The sequence below is a fragment of the Cellulomonas sp. KU4C genome, assembly GCF_056868065.1.
In genome coordinates this window covers 608,981-623,971 of record NZ_CP200322.1, presented here as the reverse complement: position 1 = coordinate 623,971, position 14,991 = coordinate 608,981, and the positions used below count along the sequence as shown (strand labels likewise).

The window sequence follows — 14,991 nt, the reverse complement described above, 5'->3', positions numbered from 1 at the left end:
CGATGGCGCCGATCGGCTGCGTCCCGGCGGACATCGACGGCGACGGCCGCCAGGACGTGCTCGCGTACTACTGGGGCCGGTCCCCGGTGATCTTCCACAACACCGGCCAGGACGACGGCCCGCCGAGCGCCGACTGGTTCACCCCGGTCGAGCTCGTGGAGCCCGTGCAGGTGTGGAACTCCACGGCGCTGAACGTCGCCGACGTCGACGGCGACGGGCGGCTCGACATCCTGGTCGGCAACTACTTCCCCGACGGGAGCCGGGTGCTCGACCCGCAGGCCACCGACGACCAGCGCATGCGGATGCAGCACTCGATGGGCAACGCGCGCAACGCCGGCACCAACCGCCTCTACCTCGGCGCCGAGCCCGGCCCGGGCGGGGAGCTTCCGGTTCGTCGACGCCTCCGAGCGCTGGCCCGAGTCCTCCGCGACGTCGTGGACGCTCGCCCTCGGCATGCAGGACCTCACCGGCGACGGCCTCCCGGAGATGTACGTCGCCAACGACTTCGGGCCCGACCAGATGCTCGTGAACACCTCCGAGCCCGGCGACGTGCGGCTCACCGAGGTGCGCGGCGACCGCGACCTGACGACCGCGCGGTCCAAGGTGATGGGCCACGACTCCTTCAAGGGCATGGGCGTCGCGTACTCCTACGCCCCCGACGCCGACCTGCCGAGCATCCACGTCAGCAACATCACGACCGAGTGGGGTCTGCAGGAGGGGAACTTCGCGTTCTACCCGACGGGCGAGGGCGCGGACCTGCTGGACGGGCGGTTCCCGTTCGAGGACCGCGCCGGCGACGTGAACCTCGCGATCAGCGGCTGGTCCTGGGACATCAAGCCGATCGACGTCGACAACTCCGGCCGCGACGGCTTCGTCCAGGCGACCGGCATGATCGTCGGCGACGAGGAGCTGTGGCCCCGCCTGCAGGAGATGGCGATGGGCAACGACCAGATCCTGTCCTCCCCGACGTCCTGGATGCGGATCGGCGCGGACGGCGACATCTCCGGCGACGAGGCGAACCGCCTCTGGGTGCCGGTGGGGGACAAGTACGCGGACGTCGGCGGCGAGCTGCCGTTCGACGACCGCACCGCGACCCGCGGCTTCTCCGTCGCGGACGTCGACGGGGACGGGCGGCTCGACGTCCTGGCCGCGAACCAGTGGGCGCGCTCGCAGGTGTTCCTCAACACCAGCACCTCCCGCAACCCCACCGCGACGCTGAGCGTGACCCGCGAGGGCGAGCACGGGCCGACGCCGGTGATCGGTGCGGTGGTCACCGTCGAGGGGCCGGGCTACTCGCGCACCGCGCAGCTCTACCCCGCCAACGGGCACTCGGGCGTCTCCGGGTCCCAGCTGCACTTCGCGATGCCCGAGGAGGCGCTCGCGGACGCGACGGCCACGGTCACGTGGCGCGACGCGGACGGCCCGCACTCCACGACCTTCGCCCTCACGGGGGGCGCCCAAGAGCTGAGGACCGACTCATGACCGACACGACGTCCGCCCCCTCGACCACCTCCGTGCTCACGCGCTCCGAGCCCGCGCCCCCGCCCCCGGCGGACGCGGCGACGCCCCCACCCGCGCCGAAGCGCGACCCGCGTCGCGCCGCGCTGCTCCGGTTCGCCATCTCCATCACCGCGCTGAACGTGGTCGGGCACCTGCTGCTCGGGTTCGAGCAGGCGCCGATCGTGCCGATCGCGGCCGTCCTGGTCGCGTACGCGGTCAGCATCGGGCTCGAGTGGCTCGACGCCTGGGCACGCGGCACGACGCCGGGCTTCGCGGGCGGCCGGACCGAGATGTTCTACTTCCTGCTCCCCGCGCACATCGCCGCCCTGGCCTGCGCGATGCTGATCTACGGCCAGAACCTCGGCATCTACCTGTTCGCGGTGGTCGTCGCGGTCGGCTCCAAGTACCTGTTCCGGCTCCGCGTCCGCGGCCGGCTGCGGCACTACCTGAACCCGTCGAACTTCGGGATCGCGGTGACGCTGATCGTGCTGCCGACCGTCGGGTTCGTGCCGCCGTACATGTTCCTCAACCGCACGGACAACCCGTTCGACTGGCTGATCCCGGTGTTCGTGCTCGGCGCCGGGACGCTGCTGAACTCGAAGCTCACCAAGCGGATGCCGCTGATCGCGGCGTGGGTCGGCGGCTACATCGCCCAGGCGGTCCTGCGGGCGGTGTTCCTCGGGGACAACGTGTGGTCCGCGCTCGGCATGATGACCGGCGTCGCGTTCGTGCTGTTCACCAACTACATGATCACCGACCCGGGCACGACGCCGATGGCCCCCCGGCGCCAGGTCGTCTTCGGGCTCACCACGGCGGCGCTGTACGGCCTGCTCGTGGTGCTCGGCGTGGCGTACGCGATCTTCTTCGCGCTGGTCCTCACCTGCGCGCTGCGCGGCGTGACGATGAAGGTCGGCGAGGTGCGCCGGGTCCGCGCGGAGCGGGCGGCGTCGGCGGCGGCACCGGCGTCGTCGGACGCGACCCCCGCGGCGCCCGTGCCGGCGGGAGCGCGGGCGTGACCGGGGTGACGGCCGAGCGCGGCCGCACCGCGACGCCGGTGCTCGGCCGGGCGGCGGACGGGCTGCGCGCCGCGCGGTCCCGGCTGCTGACCCCGTCCCGCACCCAGGTGGAGACCGGCCGCCGCGGGTTCCACCCGTGGGCCGTCGGCCCCAGCATCGTCGAGCCGGTCGGCAACGCGTTCCTCGACGGCTTCGCCCTCGCGTGCCGCGCGCCGACGACGCGGGACCTGCTGGACGACCTCGGGCGGCTCGAGCCGCAGTGGCGCGGGTTCGCCGCCGAGGGCGCCGCGATGGCCGTGACGATCCGGTCGCGGGTGGAGCCGTGGAGCCGCGACGCGCTCGAGCGGCTGCTGCGCCTCGGCAGCGAGCACAGCTACCTCATGCACGTCGGCGTCGGCTGGGGGCTCGCCCGGCTGCCCCGGCCGCTGTGGACCGACGTCGCCGTGCTCGACCGGGCCGTCGTGCCGCTCGTGCTCGACGGCTACGCGTTCCACGAGGTGTTCTTCCGCACCGGGTCGGTGCTGGACGCCCGCGCGACCCGGTACCCGCTCGACGCCTGGCCCGGCGGTGCAGCGGAGGCCACGCAGCACCTGGCCCAGGGGATCGGCCGCGGCCTGTGGTTCGTGGCCGGCGGCGACGAGGACCGGCTCGCGGACCTCGTCGCCCGGTTCCCCGCGGCGCAGCACGCCTCCCTCTGGGCGGGCACCGGCCTGGCCACCGCGTACGCCGGCGGCCGCGACGCGGACGGCATGCGCGCGGTCCTCGCGGCGAGCGGCCCGCACCGCGCGTGGCTGCGGCAGGGCTGCGCGTTCGCCGTCGAGGCCCGGGCGCGCGCCGGCACGCTCACCCCGCACACCCGGCTCGCCGCCGAGGTGCTCTGCGACCGGCCCTGGCAGGACGTGGTCGCCGTGGTCGACGCGCACCGCCCGCGGGTCCCCGACGGCGGACCCGGCGGCTGGCACGCGTACGACGGGTGGCGCACGGCGCTCGCGGAGACGTTCGGCGATGGCTGAGACCGCGCGCACGCTCGGCCCCGGTGCCACGGCGCGGGCGCTGCTGGCGCTCACCCGGGGCGACCGCGTGGAGCACCTGACCCGGCTCGCGGCGGCCCGGCCGCACGGGTCGGTGCTGCGGCTGCCGACCGGGCGGGTCGTGGTCGCGTGCCACCCCGACGTGGTCAAGCACGTGCTCGTCGAGCACGCCGACCGGTACATCAAGGGCATGGGCCAGCTGCACGCCCGCGAGATCATCGGCGACGGGCTGCTCACCGCCGAGGGCCCCGCGTGGCAGCGGCAGCGCGCCGCCGCCCGGCCGCAGCTGCGGGCCCGGGCGGTGCAGGACCGGCTGGGCCAGGTCGTCGAGGCCGCGCACGAGGCCGCCGACCGGCTGTGCGCGGCCGACGGGCGGCGGGTGGACCTGACGGTGCACCTCGCGTCGTACACGCTGACCTGCCTGGCGCGGACGTTCGGGTTCGACCCGCCGGACGGGCGGCGGATCCACGAGGCGTTCGAGGTCGTCCAGGACGAGGCGATCTTCCGCGCCGTGACGCAGGGCGCCGTGCCGCTGCGCTGGCGACCGCGGCGCGCCGCCGCCGTCGCCGCCGCCCTGCGCACCCTGCACGCCGAGGCCCGCGGGTCCTTCGGCGGCACCTCGCGGACCGAGGCGTGGGCGGGCGACGAGGGGATGATGTCGCTGTTCCTCGCCGGGTACGAGACGACCGCCAGCACCCTGGCGTGGGCCGCGGGGTTCCTCGCGCACGACGCCGCGCTCCAGGACCGGCTCGCCGACGAGGGCGCCCGGCTCGACCGGGGGCGCACCCCGACCGTCGCCGACGTGGCGTCGCTGACCTGGGCGCACGCGGTGTTCCAGGACACCCTGCGGCTGCGCCCGCCCGTGTGGCTGATCAGCAGGCGAGCCGTCGCCGCCGACCTGGTGTCCGGCGTGCGGCTGCGCCCGGGCGACGAGGTGCTGCTGCTGCCCGGCGCGACGTCCCCGGACCGGTCGTTCGAGCCCGGCCGGGCGGTCCGCGGCGAGGGGCCGCCGAGCCCGCTGGCGTTCGGCGCCGGCCCGCGGTCCTGCCCCGGCGTCGCCCTGGCCGTGATGGAGGGCGTCGTGTGGCTCGCCGTCGTCGCGAGCCGGGTGCGGCTGCACGCCGTCCCCGACCGGGCGCTGCACCCGCTCGCCCGGATGTCCCAGGCGCCGGCGGGCGGCACGGTCGTCGACGTCCGCGCCCGCACCGCGCAGGCCCGCACCGCGCACCCCCACCCCACCGGGAGCCCCGCATGAGCCCGACCGACCCGATCCTGCGCCCCCGCGTGGCGCCGCGCGGGGAGCGCCCGACGCTCACCCCCGCGCAGACGCTCGCGCTCGAGGCGTACGCCGACACCGTGGTGCCCGGCTGCCGGCGGTTCCCCGACGACGTCGCGGTCGCCGGTGTCTCCCCGACGCCCGGGGCGGTCGAGGCCGGCGCGCTGCTGGTGCTGACCGACCCGGCGACCGGCATCGAGGACGGCGTGGGGGAGATGGCCGAGCTGCTCGACGCGCGCGCCGTCGACTGGGCGCGCGAGCAGGGCGTCGACGGCGTCGGCCGGTTCGCGGACCTCGACTACCCGCACCGGCGCCGCCTGGTCGCCGCGCTGACCGGCCCGGACGAGGACGCCCACGAGCTGTGGTTCCTCCTGGCGCTGTTCGCGACGATGGCGTACGACAGCGCCCCGCACCTGGAGACCGCCGCCGCCGTGGCTGCCGGGGCGCCCGGGCTGACCGCGATGGGCTTCGCGCCCCCGGTCGGCGGTCGGTGGCGCGTCACCCAGCCCTCGTACACGGTGCCGATGGCCCGACCGCACCCCGCGACCGACCCGACCACAGGGAGCATCGAGTGAGCGACCACGAGGAGTTCGACGCCGTCGTCGTCGGGAGCGGCTTCGGCGGCTCCATCCCGGCGTACCACCTGGCCCGGGGCGGCGCCCGGGTGCTCGTCCTCGAGCGCGGCCCGCGGCTGACCGCCGACGAGTACGACCAGTCGCTGCGGTTCGGCAAGCTCGTCGACCCGGATCTTCGACTTCACCGCGGGCGACGGCATGAGCGTCCTCGGGGGGAACTGCGTGGGTGGCGGCAGCGTCGTGTACTTCGCGGCGATGCCCCGGGCGCCGCGGTTCGTCTTCGACCGCACCGGCGCGGCCGGCCAGCGGCTGTGGCCCGACGAGGTGGACCGCGACGCGCTCGACCCCTGGTACGACCGGGTGTCCGCGGCGCTGCCGGTCCGCACCCACACCTGGGACGAGGTCAGCAAGCCCGGCGGGCTGTGGGCGGCGGTCTGCGACCACGGCGGCCTCACCGCGAACCCGCTGCCGTCCGCCGTCGACACCAGCCGGTGCACCAGCTGCAACTGGATGATGTCCGGCTGCGTCGAGGACGCCAAGCGCTCGCTGCTGACCAACTACATCCCCGCCGCCGAGGCCAGCGGCGCCGAGGTCCGCCCGCTGCACGAGGTGCAGACCGTGGAGCGGGAGCCCGACGGCGGCTACCTGGTCCGGTTCACCCACGTCGACCCGGTGGACTACCGGGTGACCACCGGCGAGGGCGCGGTCCGGGCGCGCGTCGTCGTGCTGGCCGCGGGCGCCGGCGCCACCCCGGTGATCCTCCAGCGGTCCGAGCCGCACCTCGGCGCGATGCCGGACGCCGTCGGCAAGTACTTCTCCGGCAACGGCGAGCGGATCAACGTCGCCGTCATGGACGAGGACGCCGTCCGGGACCTGCTCCCCGAGGGGGCGACCGCCGGCGACCGGCCGTACGGCGCGTTCCAGGTCGGCCGCGGCCCGGTCGTCGCGACCTGGGACCGGCTCGACGGCACGCTGCCGGAGCACGAGCGGTTCGCGATCGAGCAGCTGTACTTCCCGCCGGGTCTCGGCACGATCCTCGCCCAGGCCCGCACCGACGACGGCCTGCCCGGCTGGTTCGGCCTGGAGAAGAAGGCGCTGCTGGACGAGTGGCGCAACTGGCTGATGCTGTTCGCGCTCGTCGAGGACGACAACGAGGGCGAGTTCGGCCCGCCGCCGCCGACCGGCAACGCGGTCCGGCTGTCCCAGCAGCTCCTCGGCCGCGGCACGCTGCGCTACCGGCCGCACGACTCCACGCTCGCCGCCTGGCGCGCGGCCGACGAGACGATCCGCCGGCTGATCGAGGGGCCCGGGTTCGGCACCGTCGACCCGTGGACCAACGACCTGGTGGGCGCGTACACCGTGCACCCGCTCGGGTCCTGCCGGGTCGGCACCGACCCCGCCACGAGCGCCCTCGACCACACCCACGAGCTGCGCGGGCACGAGGGCATCTTCGTCACCGACGGGTCCGCCGTCCCGACCGCGCTGACCGTCAACCCGTCCCTGACCATCGCCGCGCTCGCCGAGCGCGCGGTCCCGTTCGTCGTGGACCGCCTCCGGCAGCGCGGCGCGTCCGTCACCTACCGGGCGGACCTGCCCGCGCAGGTCCCCGTCACCGCCTGAGGAGTCGTCGTGGAGTTCCGGTTCAGCCAGCAGGTCCCGCTGCCCGCCGCCGAGGTCGTCGCGCTGATGGGCGACGAGCCGTTCCAGGCGGAGAAGGCCGCCCGGCTCGGCGCGCAGGCGTTCGAGATGAGCGTCGACGCGGGCCCGGACGGCACCAGCACCGTCCGCACCCGGCGCACGCTGCCGACCGTCGGGCTGCCCGAGTTCGTCAAGGCGCTCGTCCGGCCGGTCATGGTCGTCACCGAGACCGAGCGCTGGGAGCCCGCCGAGGCCGACGGGAGCCGCCGGGGGGTGTTCGAGATCGACGTGGACGGGGCGCCCGTCCGGTTCCGCGGGGTCGTCTCCGTGCTGCCGACGGCCGGGACGGACGGGTCGAGCCTGACGTTCGAGGGCACGCTCACCTCGACCGTCCCCTTGTTCCGCGCCCGCGTCGAGGAGGCCTCGGCCGCGCAGATCCGGGAGACGATGGAGGTGGAGTGCGCGGTGCTGACCGAGCGCGCGGCCCGCGGGGAGAGCGCGGCGTAGCTACGCGGCGGCGACCGGGACCAGCGCGTCCCGGATCTGCCGCCGCCACGCCTCGTACGCCGGCACGCCGCCCCGGTCGGCGAGCACCGCGCACGCGTCCACCAGGTCCGCGGCCGCCGCGACCGGCAGCCCGGTCAGCGCCGCCGTCGTGGTGGCGCTGTGCGCGGGGACCGACCCGGACTCCACCCGGGCGCGGGCGGCGAGCGCGGCGCCCAGCGCGAGGTCGGGCGCGTGCGTCCCGGCCAGGTCCCGCAGGGCGTCGAGGTCGACGTCGACCGCCGGACCCGCGAACGCCGCGGCGAGCCCCACCCCGGACCACAGGTCACCGCGACGCGCGGGCTCGGCCCGCTCGACCGCCGCGGCGACGTGCTGCGGGCGGGCGCCCTCGATGAACCACAGCGCCCGGCCGACGCCCTGGTCGGCGGCGCGGCCGAAGTACTCCGGCGCGCCGAGGAACGGCCAGGGCCGGGGCCGGGCGCCCGCGGTGCCCCATCGGTCGCGGCCGAAGTACGCGAGGTCGAACCCGTAGCCGTCCACGGCGAGCCAGGACAGGGCGGGGTGGTAGCCGTCCAGGTCCAGGTCGGGCAGCGCGCGTGCCCAGAGCCGGCGCGGCAGCTTCGCCAGCGCGAACCCGATCCCGATGTACGCGAGGAAGTAGTGCGGCCGCGCGGGGCCTTCCACGAGCGCGCGCGTGCGGCTGCCGCCGGCGGTCGCGTCGAGGATCGTCGTCGCCATCACCGCACCTTCGTAGCCGAAGCCCCGCAGCGGCTCGTCCAGCAGCCCGACGCGCGCGGCGACCGCGTGCGGCCCGGGCTGCTCGAGCGCCGACTCGAAGCCGACGACCACCGCCTGCGGGATCCGGTCGAGCCCGGCGCGCGCGGGCAGGTCGGGCTCGTCGAACCCGAGGTGGCGCGCGGTGACGGACGTGATCGACGGCGCGACGGCGAGCCGGAGGGCGCCGGTGAGCGAGAAGGACATGTCGGTCTCCTGCGGTCGGTGGGTTCGCCGCGACCCTAGGCAGCGCGATCCGGGCCGATCCACCGTCCGGGGGGACCTGAGCACCTGGGGAGGCGTGCCCGTCGCGCCGGCAACCGGGGAGAACTGCGCGCCCCCGGTCGGCGCGATCCTGAGGCTCGACCAGCGGTGCCGGACCACCCGCGCACCTCCCCGCCGAAGATGGAGCGAGTCCAGTGACGTCCCAGCGCATCGCCATCGTGGGGGTCGGCCTCCGGTACCCGGACGCCGCGACCCCCGAGGAGCTCTGGACCAACGTCCTCGCCGGCCGGCGGGCGTTCCGGACGCTGCCGCGCGAGCGCACCGACGTCGACGACTACGGGGACCCGGACCCCGCCGCGCCGGACAAGTTCTACGGCAGCACCGCCGCGGTGCTCCGGGACTACGCGTTCGACCGGGTGGGTCGGATGATCCCGGCGCGCACGATGGCGAGCACCGACACGACGCACTGGCTGGCGCTCGACGTCGCCGCGCAGGCCCTCGCCGCGGCCGGGTTCCCCGAGGGCGAGGGGCTGCCGCACGCCCGGACCTCCGTCGTGCTCGGCAACACCCTCACGGGGGAGTTCTCCCGCGCGAACGTGATGCGGCTGCGCTGGCCGTACGTCCGGCGGACCGTGTCGGCGCAGCTGGTGGAGCGCGGCTGGTCGGTGGCCGAGGTGGACGCGTTCGTCCGCGACCTCGAGCCGACCTACAAGGCCCCGTTCCCCGCCGCGAACGAGGACATGCTCGCGGGCGGGCTCGCGAACACCATCGCCGGACGGATCTGCAACTACTTCGACCTCGGCGGCGGCGGGTACACGGTCGACGGGGCGTGCTCCTCCTCGCTGCTGTCCGTCATCAACGCGGCGGCGGCGCTGCGCACCGGCGACGCCGACGTCGTGCTCGCGGGCGGCGTGGACCTGTCGATCGACCCGTTCGAGCTGGTCGGGTTCGCGAAGACCGGCGCGCTCGCGACGGGCGAGATGGTCGTCTACGACCGCGACTCCAACGGGTTCTGGCCCGGCGAGGGCTGCGGCATGGTCGTGCTGATGCGCGAGGAGGACGCCCACGCGCAGGGCCGGCCGGTGCTGGCCTGCATCACCGGCTGGGGCATGTCGTCCGACGGCCGCGGCGGGATCACCCGGCCCGAGGAGAGCGGCCACCGCCGCGCCCTGGCGAACGCCTACGAGCGCGCCGGCTACCACCCGTCGACGGTGTCCTACTTCGAGGGGCACGGCACGGGCACGGCCGTCGGCGACGCGACCGAGATCGCCGCGCTCGCCTCGACCCGGGACGGCGTCGACGACGCCTGGCCCGCGGCGCTCGGCTCGGTGAAGGCCAACATCGGGCACACGAAGGCGGCGGCCGGTGTCGCCGGGCTGATCAAGGCGGCGCTGTCCGTGCACCACCAGGTCGTGCCGCCCGCGACGGGCCACGTGCACCCGCACCCGCTCCTGGGGACGCGGGCCGCCGCGATCCGCGTGCCCACCGCGGCCGAGCCGTACCGCGCCGGCACCCCGGCCCGGGCGGGGGTGTCCGCGATGGGCTTCGGCGGCATCAACACCCACATCGCCCTGGAGGGCGCGGACCCCGGCCCCGTGGCGCCGGCCGTCGCCCCCGAGGTGACCGCGCTCGTCGCCGGGCGCCAGGACGCCGAGCTGCTGCTGCTCGCGGCGCCGACCCCCGCCGCGCTGCTCGCGGACGTCCACGAGCTCGCCGGGACCCTGGACCGCGCGGCGCGGTGCGAGCTCACCGACCTCGCGGTGCACCTCCAGCAGTCCGGGACGCGCGGCGCGTACCGGGTGGCCGTCGTCGCCCGCGACCCCGCGCAGGCGGTCACCCGGCTGCGGCAGGTCGCCGACCACCTCGCCGCGACGCCCGAGCCGGGGCGGCTCGTGCGCGTCGCCGAGGGCACCTGGTGCGGGGCGGGCGACCGGCCGGGCCGGATCGCGTTCGCGTTCCCCGGCCAGGGCGCCGGGCTCGGGGACGCCGGCGCCGTCGTCCGGCGGTTCGCCGCCGCGGACGCGCCCGAGCCCGCCGAGCAGTCCGGGACCGCCGGGCTGCAGCCGCGCGTCGTCCGCCGCTCGCTCCAGGCGCTCGCGGCGCTGACCGCGCTCGGCGTGCACGCGGACTCCGCTGTCGGGCACAGCCTCGGGGAGATCACCGCGCTGGCCTGGGCGGGCGCGCTCACCGACGCGCAGGCCCGCGAGCTCGCCGGGGTCCGGGGTCGCGCGATGCTCGCGCACGTCCCCCGGGACGGGGCGATGGCGGTCGTCGGCGCCGACCCGGACCGCACCCGCGCGCTCGTCGCGGGCACGGGCGCCGAGGTCTCCGGCTACAACGCCCCCGCGCTGACCGTGGTCGCCGGCCCCCGGGCGAGCGTCGACGCGGTGGTCGCGGCCGGGCGCCAGGCCGGGTTGACGGTCACGCCGCTGGCCGTCGAGCACGCGTTCCACACCGCGCAGTGCGCCGCCGCGGCCCGGGTGCTGGGCGAGCACCTGGCCGGCACCCGGTTCGCGCCGCTGCGCCGCACCGTCGTGTCGCCGGCGCTGGCCGCCGAGGTCCCGGCGGACCAGGACCTCGCGGCGTTCCTCGTCGAGCAGATGACCGACCCCGTCCGGTTCGCCGAGGCGGCCGGGCTGCTCGCCGGGCACGACCTGGTGGTCGAGGTCGGCCCGGGACGGACCCTCGGCGGGCTGGTCGCGGCGAACCTGCCGACCGTCCCGGCGGTCAGCACCGACACGGACGCCGCGTCGCTGGCCCCGTTCCTGGACGCGCTCGCCGCCGCGCACGCGCTGGGCCAGGACCTCCGCACCGACACCCTGACCCGCGGCCGCGCGCACCGGCCCCTGGCCCCCGGGCAGGAGATGACGTTCCTCGCGAACCCCTGCGAGTCGGCGCCCGAGCTCGGGTTCGTCCCGACGGCGGCGCGGGTCGACGCGGCCCCCGGGGCCGGGCCGGACCCCGCGGCCGGGGACGCCGGTGCGACGACCCTCGAGGTGCTGCTCGCCGTCGTCGCCGAGAAGGTCGACCTGCCGGTGAGCGTGCTCGGCCCGGCCACCAGCCCCTTGGACGACCTGCACCTGTCGTCGATCACGGTCGGGCAGATCACGAACGACGCGCTCCGCCGGCTCGGCCGCGGCCCGCTCAGCGGCGTCCCGTCGTTCGCGACGTCCACGCTCGGCGACATCGCCGAGATGATCGACGAGAGGGGCGACGGCGAGGCGCCGACCGAGAAGGTCACCGGCGCCGGGCCGTGGATCCGCGCGTTCGGGCGGGACGCCCGGGTCGAGCCGCTGCTGCCGGGCCCGGGGCCGGCGCCCGCGACGGACGCCGCGCCCGGCGCGGACGGGTCCTGGACGCTCGTCGGCGACGTCGACGCGCTCGGCACCCAGGTCCGGGACGCGCTCGCGGCGTCCGCCACCGGAGAGCCCGGCGTCCTGGTCAGCACCGCGGGGCACGGGCCCGACGCCGGCGCGGACGCGATCGAGGCCGCCCTCGCCGCGCTGGCCGCCCGCGCGGGCACCGGACCGGTGCCCCTGGTCGTCGTCCAGCGCGGCGACCACGGGGCCGCCGCCGCGGCGCGGTCGCTGCACCTCGAGCGGGTCGCGGCGCCGGTGACCGTGCTGCACCTGCCCGCGGACGCCACCGCGCTCGACCCCGCGGTCGCTGCGTCGCTCGCCGCCGACGTCGCCCGCACCCGCGACCACGCCGAGGTGACCTACCCCGGCGACGGCACCCGCGTGCGGCACACGTGGTCCGCGCTCGACCCCGCGGGCGGTGCCGCAGCCGCGGGAGCAGCCGGGCGCCCAGCGGCGCCGTCGTACCTCGGCGACCAGGACGTGCTCCTGGTGACCGGCGGCGGCAGGGGGATCACCGCAGAGTCCGCGCTGCGGCTCGCGACCGAGTCCGGGTGCGCGCTGCTGCTGCTCGGGCGCGCGGCCGCGACGGACCCCGAGGTCGCGGCGACGCTCGCGCGCGCCGAGGCGGCCGGTGTCCGGCACCGCTACGTCGCGGCGGACGTCACCGACGCGGCCGACGTCGCCCGGGCGGTCCGCGCCGGGGTGGACGCGCTCGGTCCCGTCACCGCCGTGCTGCACGGGGCGGGCACCAACCACCCCGTCCGCGCCGCGGACCTGACCCGCGAGCAGCTCGACCGGACCCTCGCCCCCAAGGTGCACGGGCTGCGCCACGTGCTCGCCTGCGTCGACCCGGCCCGGCTCCGGCTGGTGGTCGCGTTCGGCAGCATCATCGGGCGCGCCGGCCTGGAGGGCGAGGTGCACTACGCCACTGCCAACGACTGGCTCACCGAGGAGGTCGTGGCGTTCGGCCGGGCCCACCCGCACGTGCGCGTGCGGGCCGTGGAGTGGTCGGTCTGGTCCGGCGCCGGGATGGGCGAGCGCCTCGGGGTGCTCGAGCAGCTCCGGGCGCGCGGCATCGAGCCGATCCCCGCGGACTGGGGCGTCGCGCTGGTGCCCGTGCTGGTGGACGACCCGGACCTGCCGGACACGGTGGTCGTGGCGGGGCGCACCGGGTCGTTCGCGACCATGCGGCACACGCCCGCCGACCTGCCGCTGCTGCGGTTCCTCGAGCAGCCGCAGATCCACTACCCCGGCGTGGAGCTGGTGGTCGACGCCGAGCTCGCCGCCGGCACCGACCTGTACCTGCAGGACCACGTGCTCGACGGCGAGATGATTTTCCCCGCGGTGATGGGGATGGAGGCGATGGCCCAGGCCGCGGTCGCGCTGCGTCCGGCGCTGCGCGACGGGCTGGCCCTGACCGGGCTCCGGTTCGAGCGCCCCGTGGTCGTCCCCGCCGGGGGCACCGAGACCGTCCGGGTCGCGGCGCTCGTCGAGGGGGACGCGGTGCGGGTCGTCATCCGCACGTCCTCGACCGCGTTCGCCGTGGACCACTTCAGCGCCGTGGTCACCGCGGTGCCGGCGACGCCCGACGCGGGCGAGGCCGACGGCCGGGACGCCGGGGCGCTGCCGCGGGTCGAGGTCGACCCCGACCGCGACCTCTACGGCTCGCTGATGTTCCAGGGCGCGCGGTTCCAGGCGGTGCGCGGCTACCGCGTCGCCCTCGCGCGCACCGCCGTCGCCGACCTCGACACCGCGGCCCGCGAGGAGTGGTTCTCGCCGGTGCACCCGCGCGAGCTGCTGCTGGCCGCGCCCGGGGCCCGCGACGCGATGATGCACGCGATCCAGGCGTGCGTCCCCGACGCGGTGCTGCTGCCCGAGGGGGTGGACCTGCTGGTCCCCGCGATGGCCGGCTACCCCGGGGCGTCGGTCGTCATGGAGGCGCACGAGGACGCCCACGACGGGGACGCCTACACGTACCGGCTCGCGTGCCACGACGAGCACGGCCTCGTCGAGCGGTGGGTCGGCCTGCGGCTGCGCGCCGTCCTGCGGCACGCGCCGCGCACCCTGCGGTGGAGCCCCGTGATGACCGGCCCGTACCTGCAGCGGCAGTCCGAGGCGCTGTTCGGCCGCGGGGTCGAGGTCGCCGTCGAGCCGCACGCGCTCGCCGCGACCGGCCGGGGCGACCACCGCGCGGCCACCGACCGGGCCATCACCCGGCTGCGCCCGCGGCTCGCGCTCAGCCGGCGCGGGGACGGCCGCCTGCTCCTCGACCCGCAGACCCACGCGTGCTCGTCCCACCACCAGGACTTCACGATGGCCGTCGTCGGCCCGCGGGACGTCGCCTGCGACACCGAGGCCGTGGTCGAGCGCGCCGAGGCCACGTGGGCGGACCTGCTCGGGGACGGCTGGGCGCTCGCCCGCGAGATCGCCGCCGCGACCGGCGGGGACCTGCACGAGGCGGCGACCCGCGTCTGGGGCGCGATGGAGTGCGTCCGCAAGCTCGGCCACACCTCGGTCGGACTCGCACTGACCACCGTCACCGACGACAGCGTGGTGATAGCCGCGGGCCCGTACCGCGTCATCACCTGGGTGCTGCCCGTCGGCGGGACGAGCACGATGTTCGCACTGCTGGGAGGCAGCTGATGTCGCAGGACTACTACGAGATCCGCCACGTCGTCGGGTTCGAGGAGACCAACCTCGTCGGCAACGTCTACTACGTGAACTACCTGCGCTGGCAGGGCCGGTGCCGCGAGCTGTTCCTCAAGGACAAGGCCCCGACGGTCCTGCGGGAGGTCCAGGACGACCTGAAGCTGTTCACCCTCAAGGTCGAGTGCGAGTTCTTCACCGAGCTCGCCGCCTTCGACGAGGTGGCGATCCGGATGAGCCTGGTCGACCTCGGGCCGAGCCGGCTGGAGTTCAGCTTCGACTACGTGCTGCTCGCCGACGGCACCGAGACGCTGGTCGGGAGGGGTCGCCAGAAGATCGCCTGCATGCGCGGGCCCAACCAGAACACCGTCCCGACCCGGGTCCCGGAGGACCTGGTCGCCGCGCTCGAGCCGTACCGCGGCGAGCCGGTGCGGCAGGCGGTGTGAC

At 76.3% G+C, this 14,991-nt stretch carries 11 protein-coding genes and 2 pseudogenes; 10 read left to right on the top strand and 3 right to left on the bottom strand.

The genetic code is table 11. The features are described from left to right. Window positions 1-2 precede the first annotated feature (2 nt). Together AC1VL8_RS02905 and AC1VL8_RS02900 are read left to right on the top strand one after the other, a co-directional pair. A pseudogene (locus tag AC1VL8_RS02905) lies at window positions 3-176 on the top strand (hypothetical protein); the annotation flags it as partial. A 277-nt stretch (window positions 177-453) separates the two neighbouring features. Next, on the top strand, window positions 454-1,482 hold the full coding sequence (locus AC1VL8_RS02900; RefSeq protein WP_483074064.1) for an ASPIC/UnbV domain-containing protein: 1,029 nt from the start codon (window positions 454-456) through the stop codon (window positions 1,480-1,482). Window positions 1,483-1,942: 460 nt separating this feature from the next. On the opposite strand, the gene AC1VL8_RS02895 is transcribed toward AC1VL8_RS02900, so the two are convergent. Then, window positions 1,943-2,107, bottom strand: a complete 165-nt coding sequence (locus AC1VL8_RS02895) for a hypothetical protein (RefSeq protein ID WP_483074063.1) — start codon at window positions 2,105-2,107, stop codon at window positions 1,943-1,945. A gap of 135 nt (window positions 2,108-2,242) precedes the next feature. Then, the gene (locus tag AC1VL8_RS02890; protein ID WP_483074062.1) at window positions 2,243-2,380 is read right to left on the bottom strand and encodes a hypothetical protein; all 138 of its coding nucleotides are present in this window, start codon (window positions 2,378-2,380) and stop codon (window positions 2,243-2,245) included. 132 nt (window positions 2,381-2,512) lie between these two features. On the opposite strand from AC1VL8_RS02890, the gene AC1VL8_RS02885 reads away from it, so the two are divergent. The 6 genes and pseudogenes from AC1VL8_RS02885 to AC1VL8_RS02860 all read left to right on the top strand — a co-directional run bounded on the left by AC1VL8_RS02885 (window position 2,513) and on the right by AC1VL8_RS02860 (window position 7,543). Then, window positions 2,513-3,529, top strand: a complete 1,017-nt coding sequence (locus tag AC1VL8_RS02885) for a DUF1702 family protein (protein ID WP_483074061.1) — start codon at window positions 2,513-2,515, stop codon at window positions 3,527-3,529. After that, on the top strand, window positions 3,522-4,802 hold the full coding sequence (locus AC1VL8_RS02880) for a cytochrome P450 (protein ID WP_483074060.1): 1,281 nt from the start codon (window positions 3,522-3,524) through the stop codon (window positions 4,800-4,802). The genes AC1VL8_RS02885 and AC1VL8_RS02880 overlap by 8 nt, the downstream gene beginning before the upstream one ends. Further along, window positions 4,799-5,398, top strand: coding sequence for a DUF5987 family protein (locus AC1VL8_RS02875; protein WP_483074059.1), 600 nt, complete (start codon window positions 4,799-4,801; stop codon window positions 5,396-5,398). Before AC1VL8_RS02880 ends, AC1VL8_RS02875 begins: the two co-directional genes overlap by 4 nt. After that, window positions 5,314-5,511 (top strand): annotated as a pseudogene (locus AC1VL8_RS02870) (NAD(P)-binding protein); the annotation flags it as partial. The gene AC1VL8_RS02875 and the pseudogene AC1VL8_RS02870, both read left to right, overlap by 85 nt. 85 nt (window positions 5,512-5,596) lie before the next feature. Further along, entirely contained in the window at window positions 5,597-7,018 is a 1,422-nt protein-coding gene (locus tag AC1VL8_RS02865) for a GMC oxidoreductase (RefSeq protein WP_483074058.1), read from the top strand. 9 nt (window positions 7,019-7,027) lie between these two features. Beyond that, a complete protein-coding gene (locus AC1VL8_RS02860; RefSeq protein ID WP_483074057.1) occupies window positions 7,028-7,543 on the top strand; it encodes a DUF2505 domain-containing protein in 516 nt (171 codons plus the stop codon). Here the strand turns inward: AC1VL8_RS02860 and AC1VL8_RS02855 are convergent, their stop codons facing one another. After that, window positions 7,544-8,521 (bottom strand): DUF1702 family protein, encoded by a 978-nt coding sequence (locus tag AC1VL8_RS02855; protein WP_483074056.1) that lies wholly within the window; start codon window positions 8,519-8,521, stop codon window positions 7,544-7,546. A gap of 212 nt (window positions 8,522-8,733) precedes the next feature. Here AC1VL8_RS02855 and AC1VL8_RS02850 point away from each other — a divergent pair, with 212 nt between their 5' ends. Both AC1VL8_RS02850 and AC1VL8_RS02845 read left to right on the top strand, forming a co-directional pair. After that, window positions 8,734-14,541, top strand: a complete 5,808-nt coding sequence (locus tag AC1VL8_RS02850; RefSeq protein WP_483074055.1) for an SDR family NAD(P)-dependent oxidoreductase — start codon at window positions 8,734-8,736, stop codon at window positions 14,539-14,541. Next, window positions 14,541-14,990 (top strand): acyl-CoA thioesterase, encoded by a 450-nt coding sequence (locus AC1VL8_RS02845; RefSeq protein ID WP_389232124.1) that lies wholly within the window; start codon window positions 14,541-14,543, stop codon window positions 14,988-14,990. The genes AC1VL8_RS02850 and AC1VL8_RS02845 overlap by 1 nt, the downstream gene beginning before the upstream one ends. Window position 14,991: the final 1 nt, after the last annotated feature.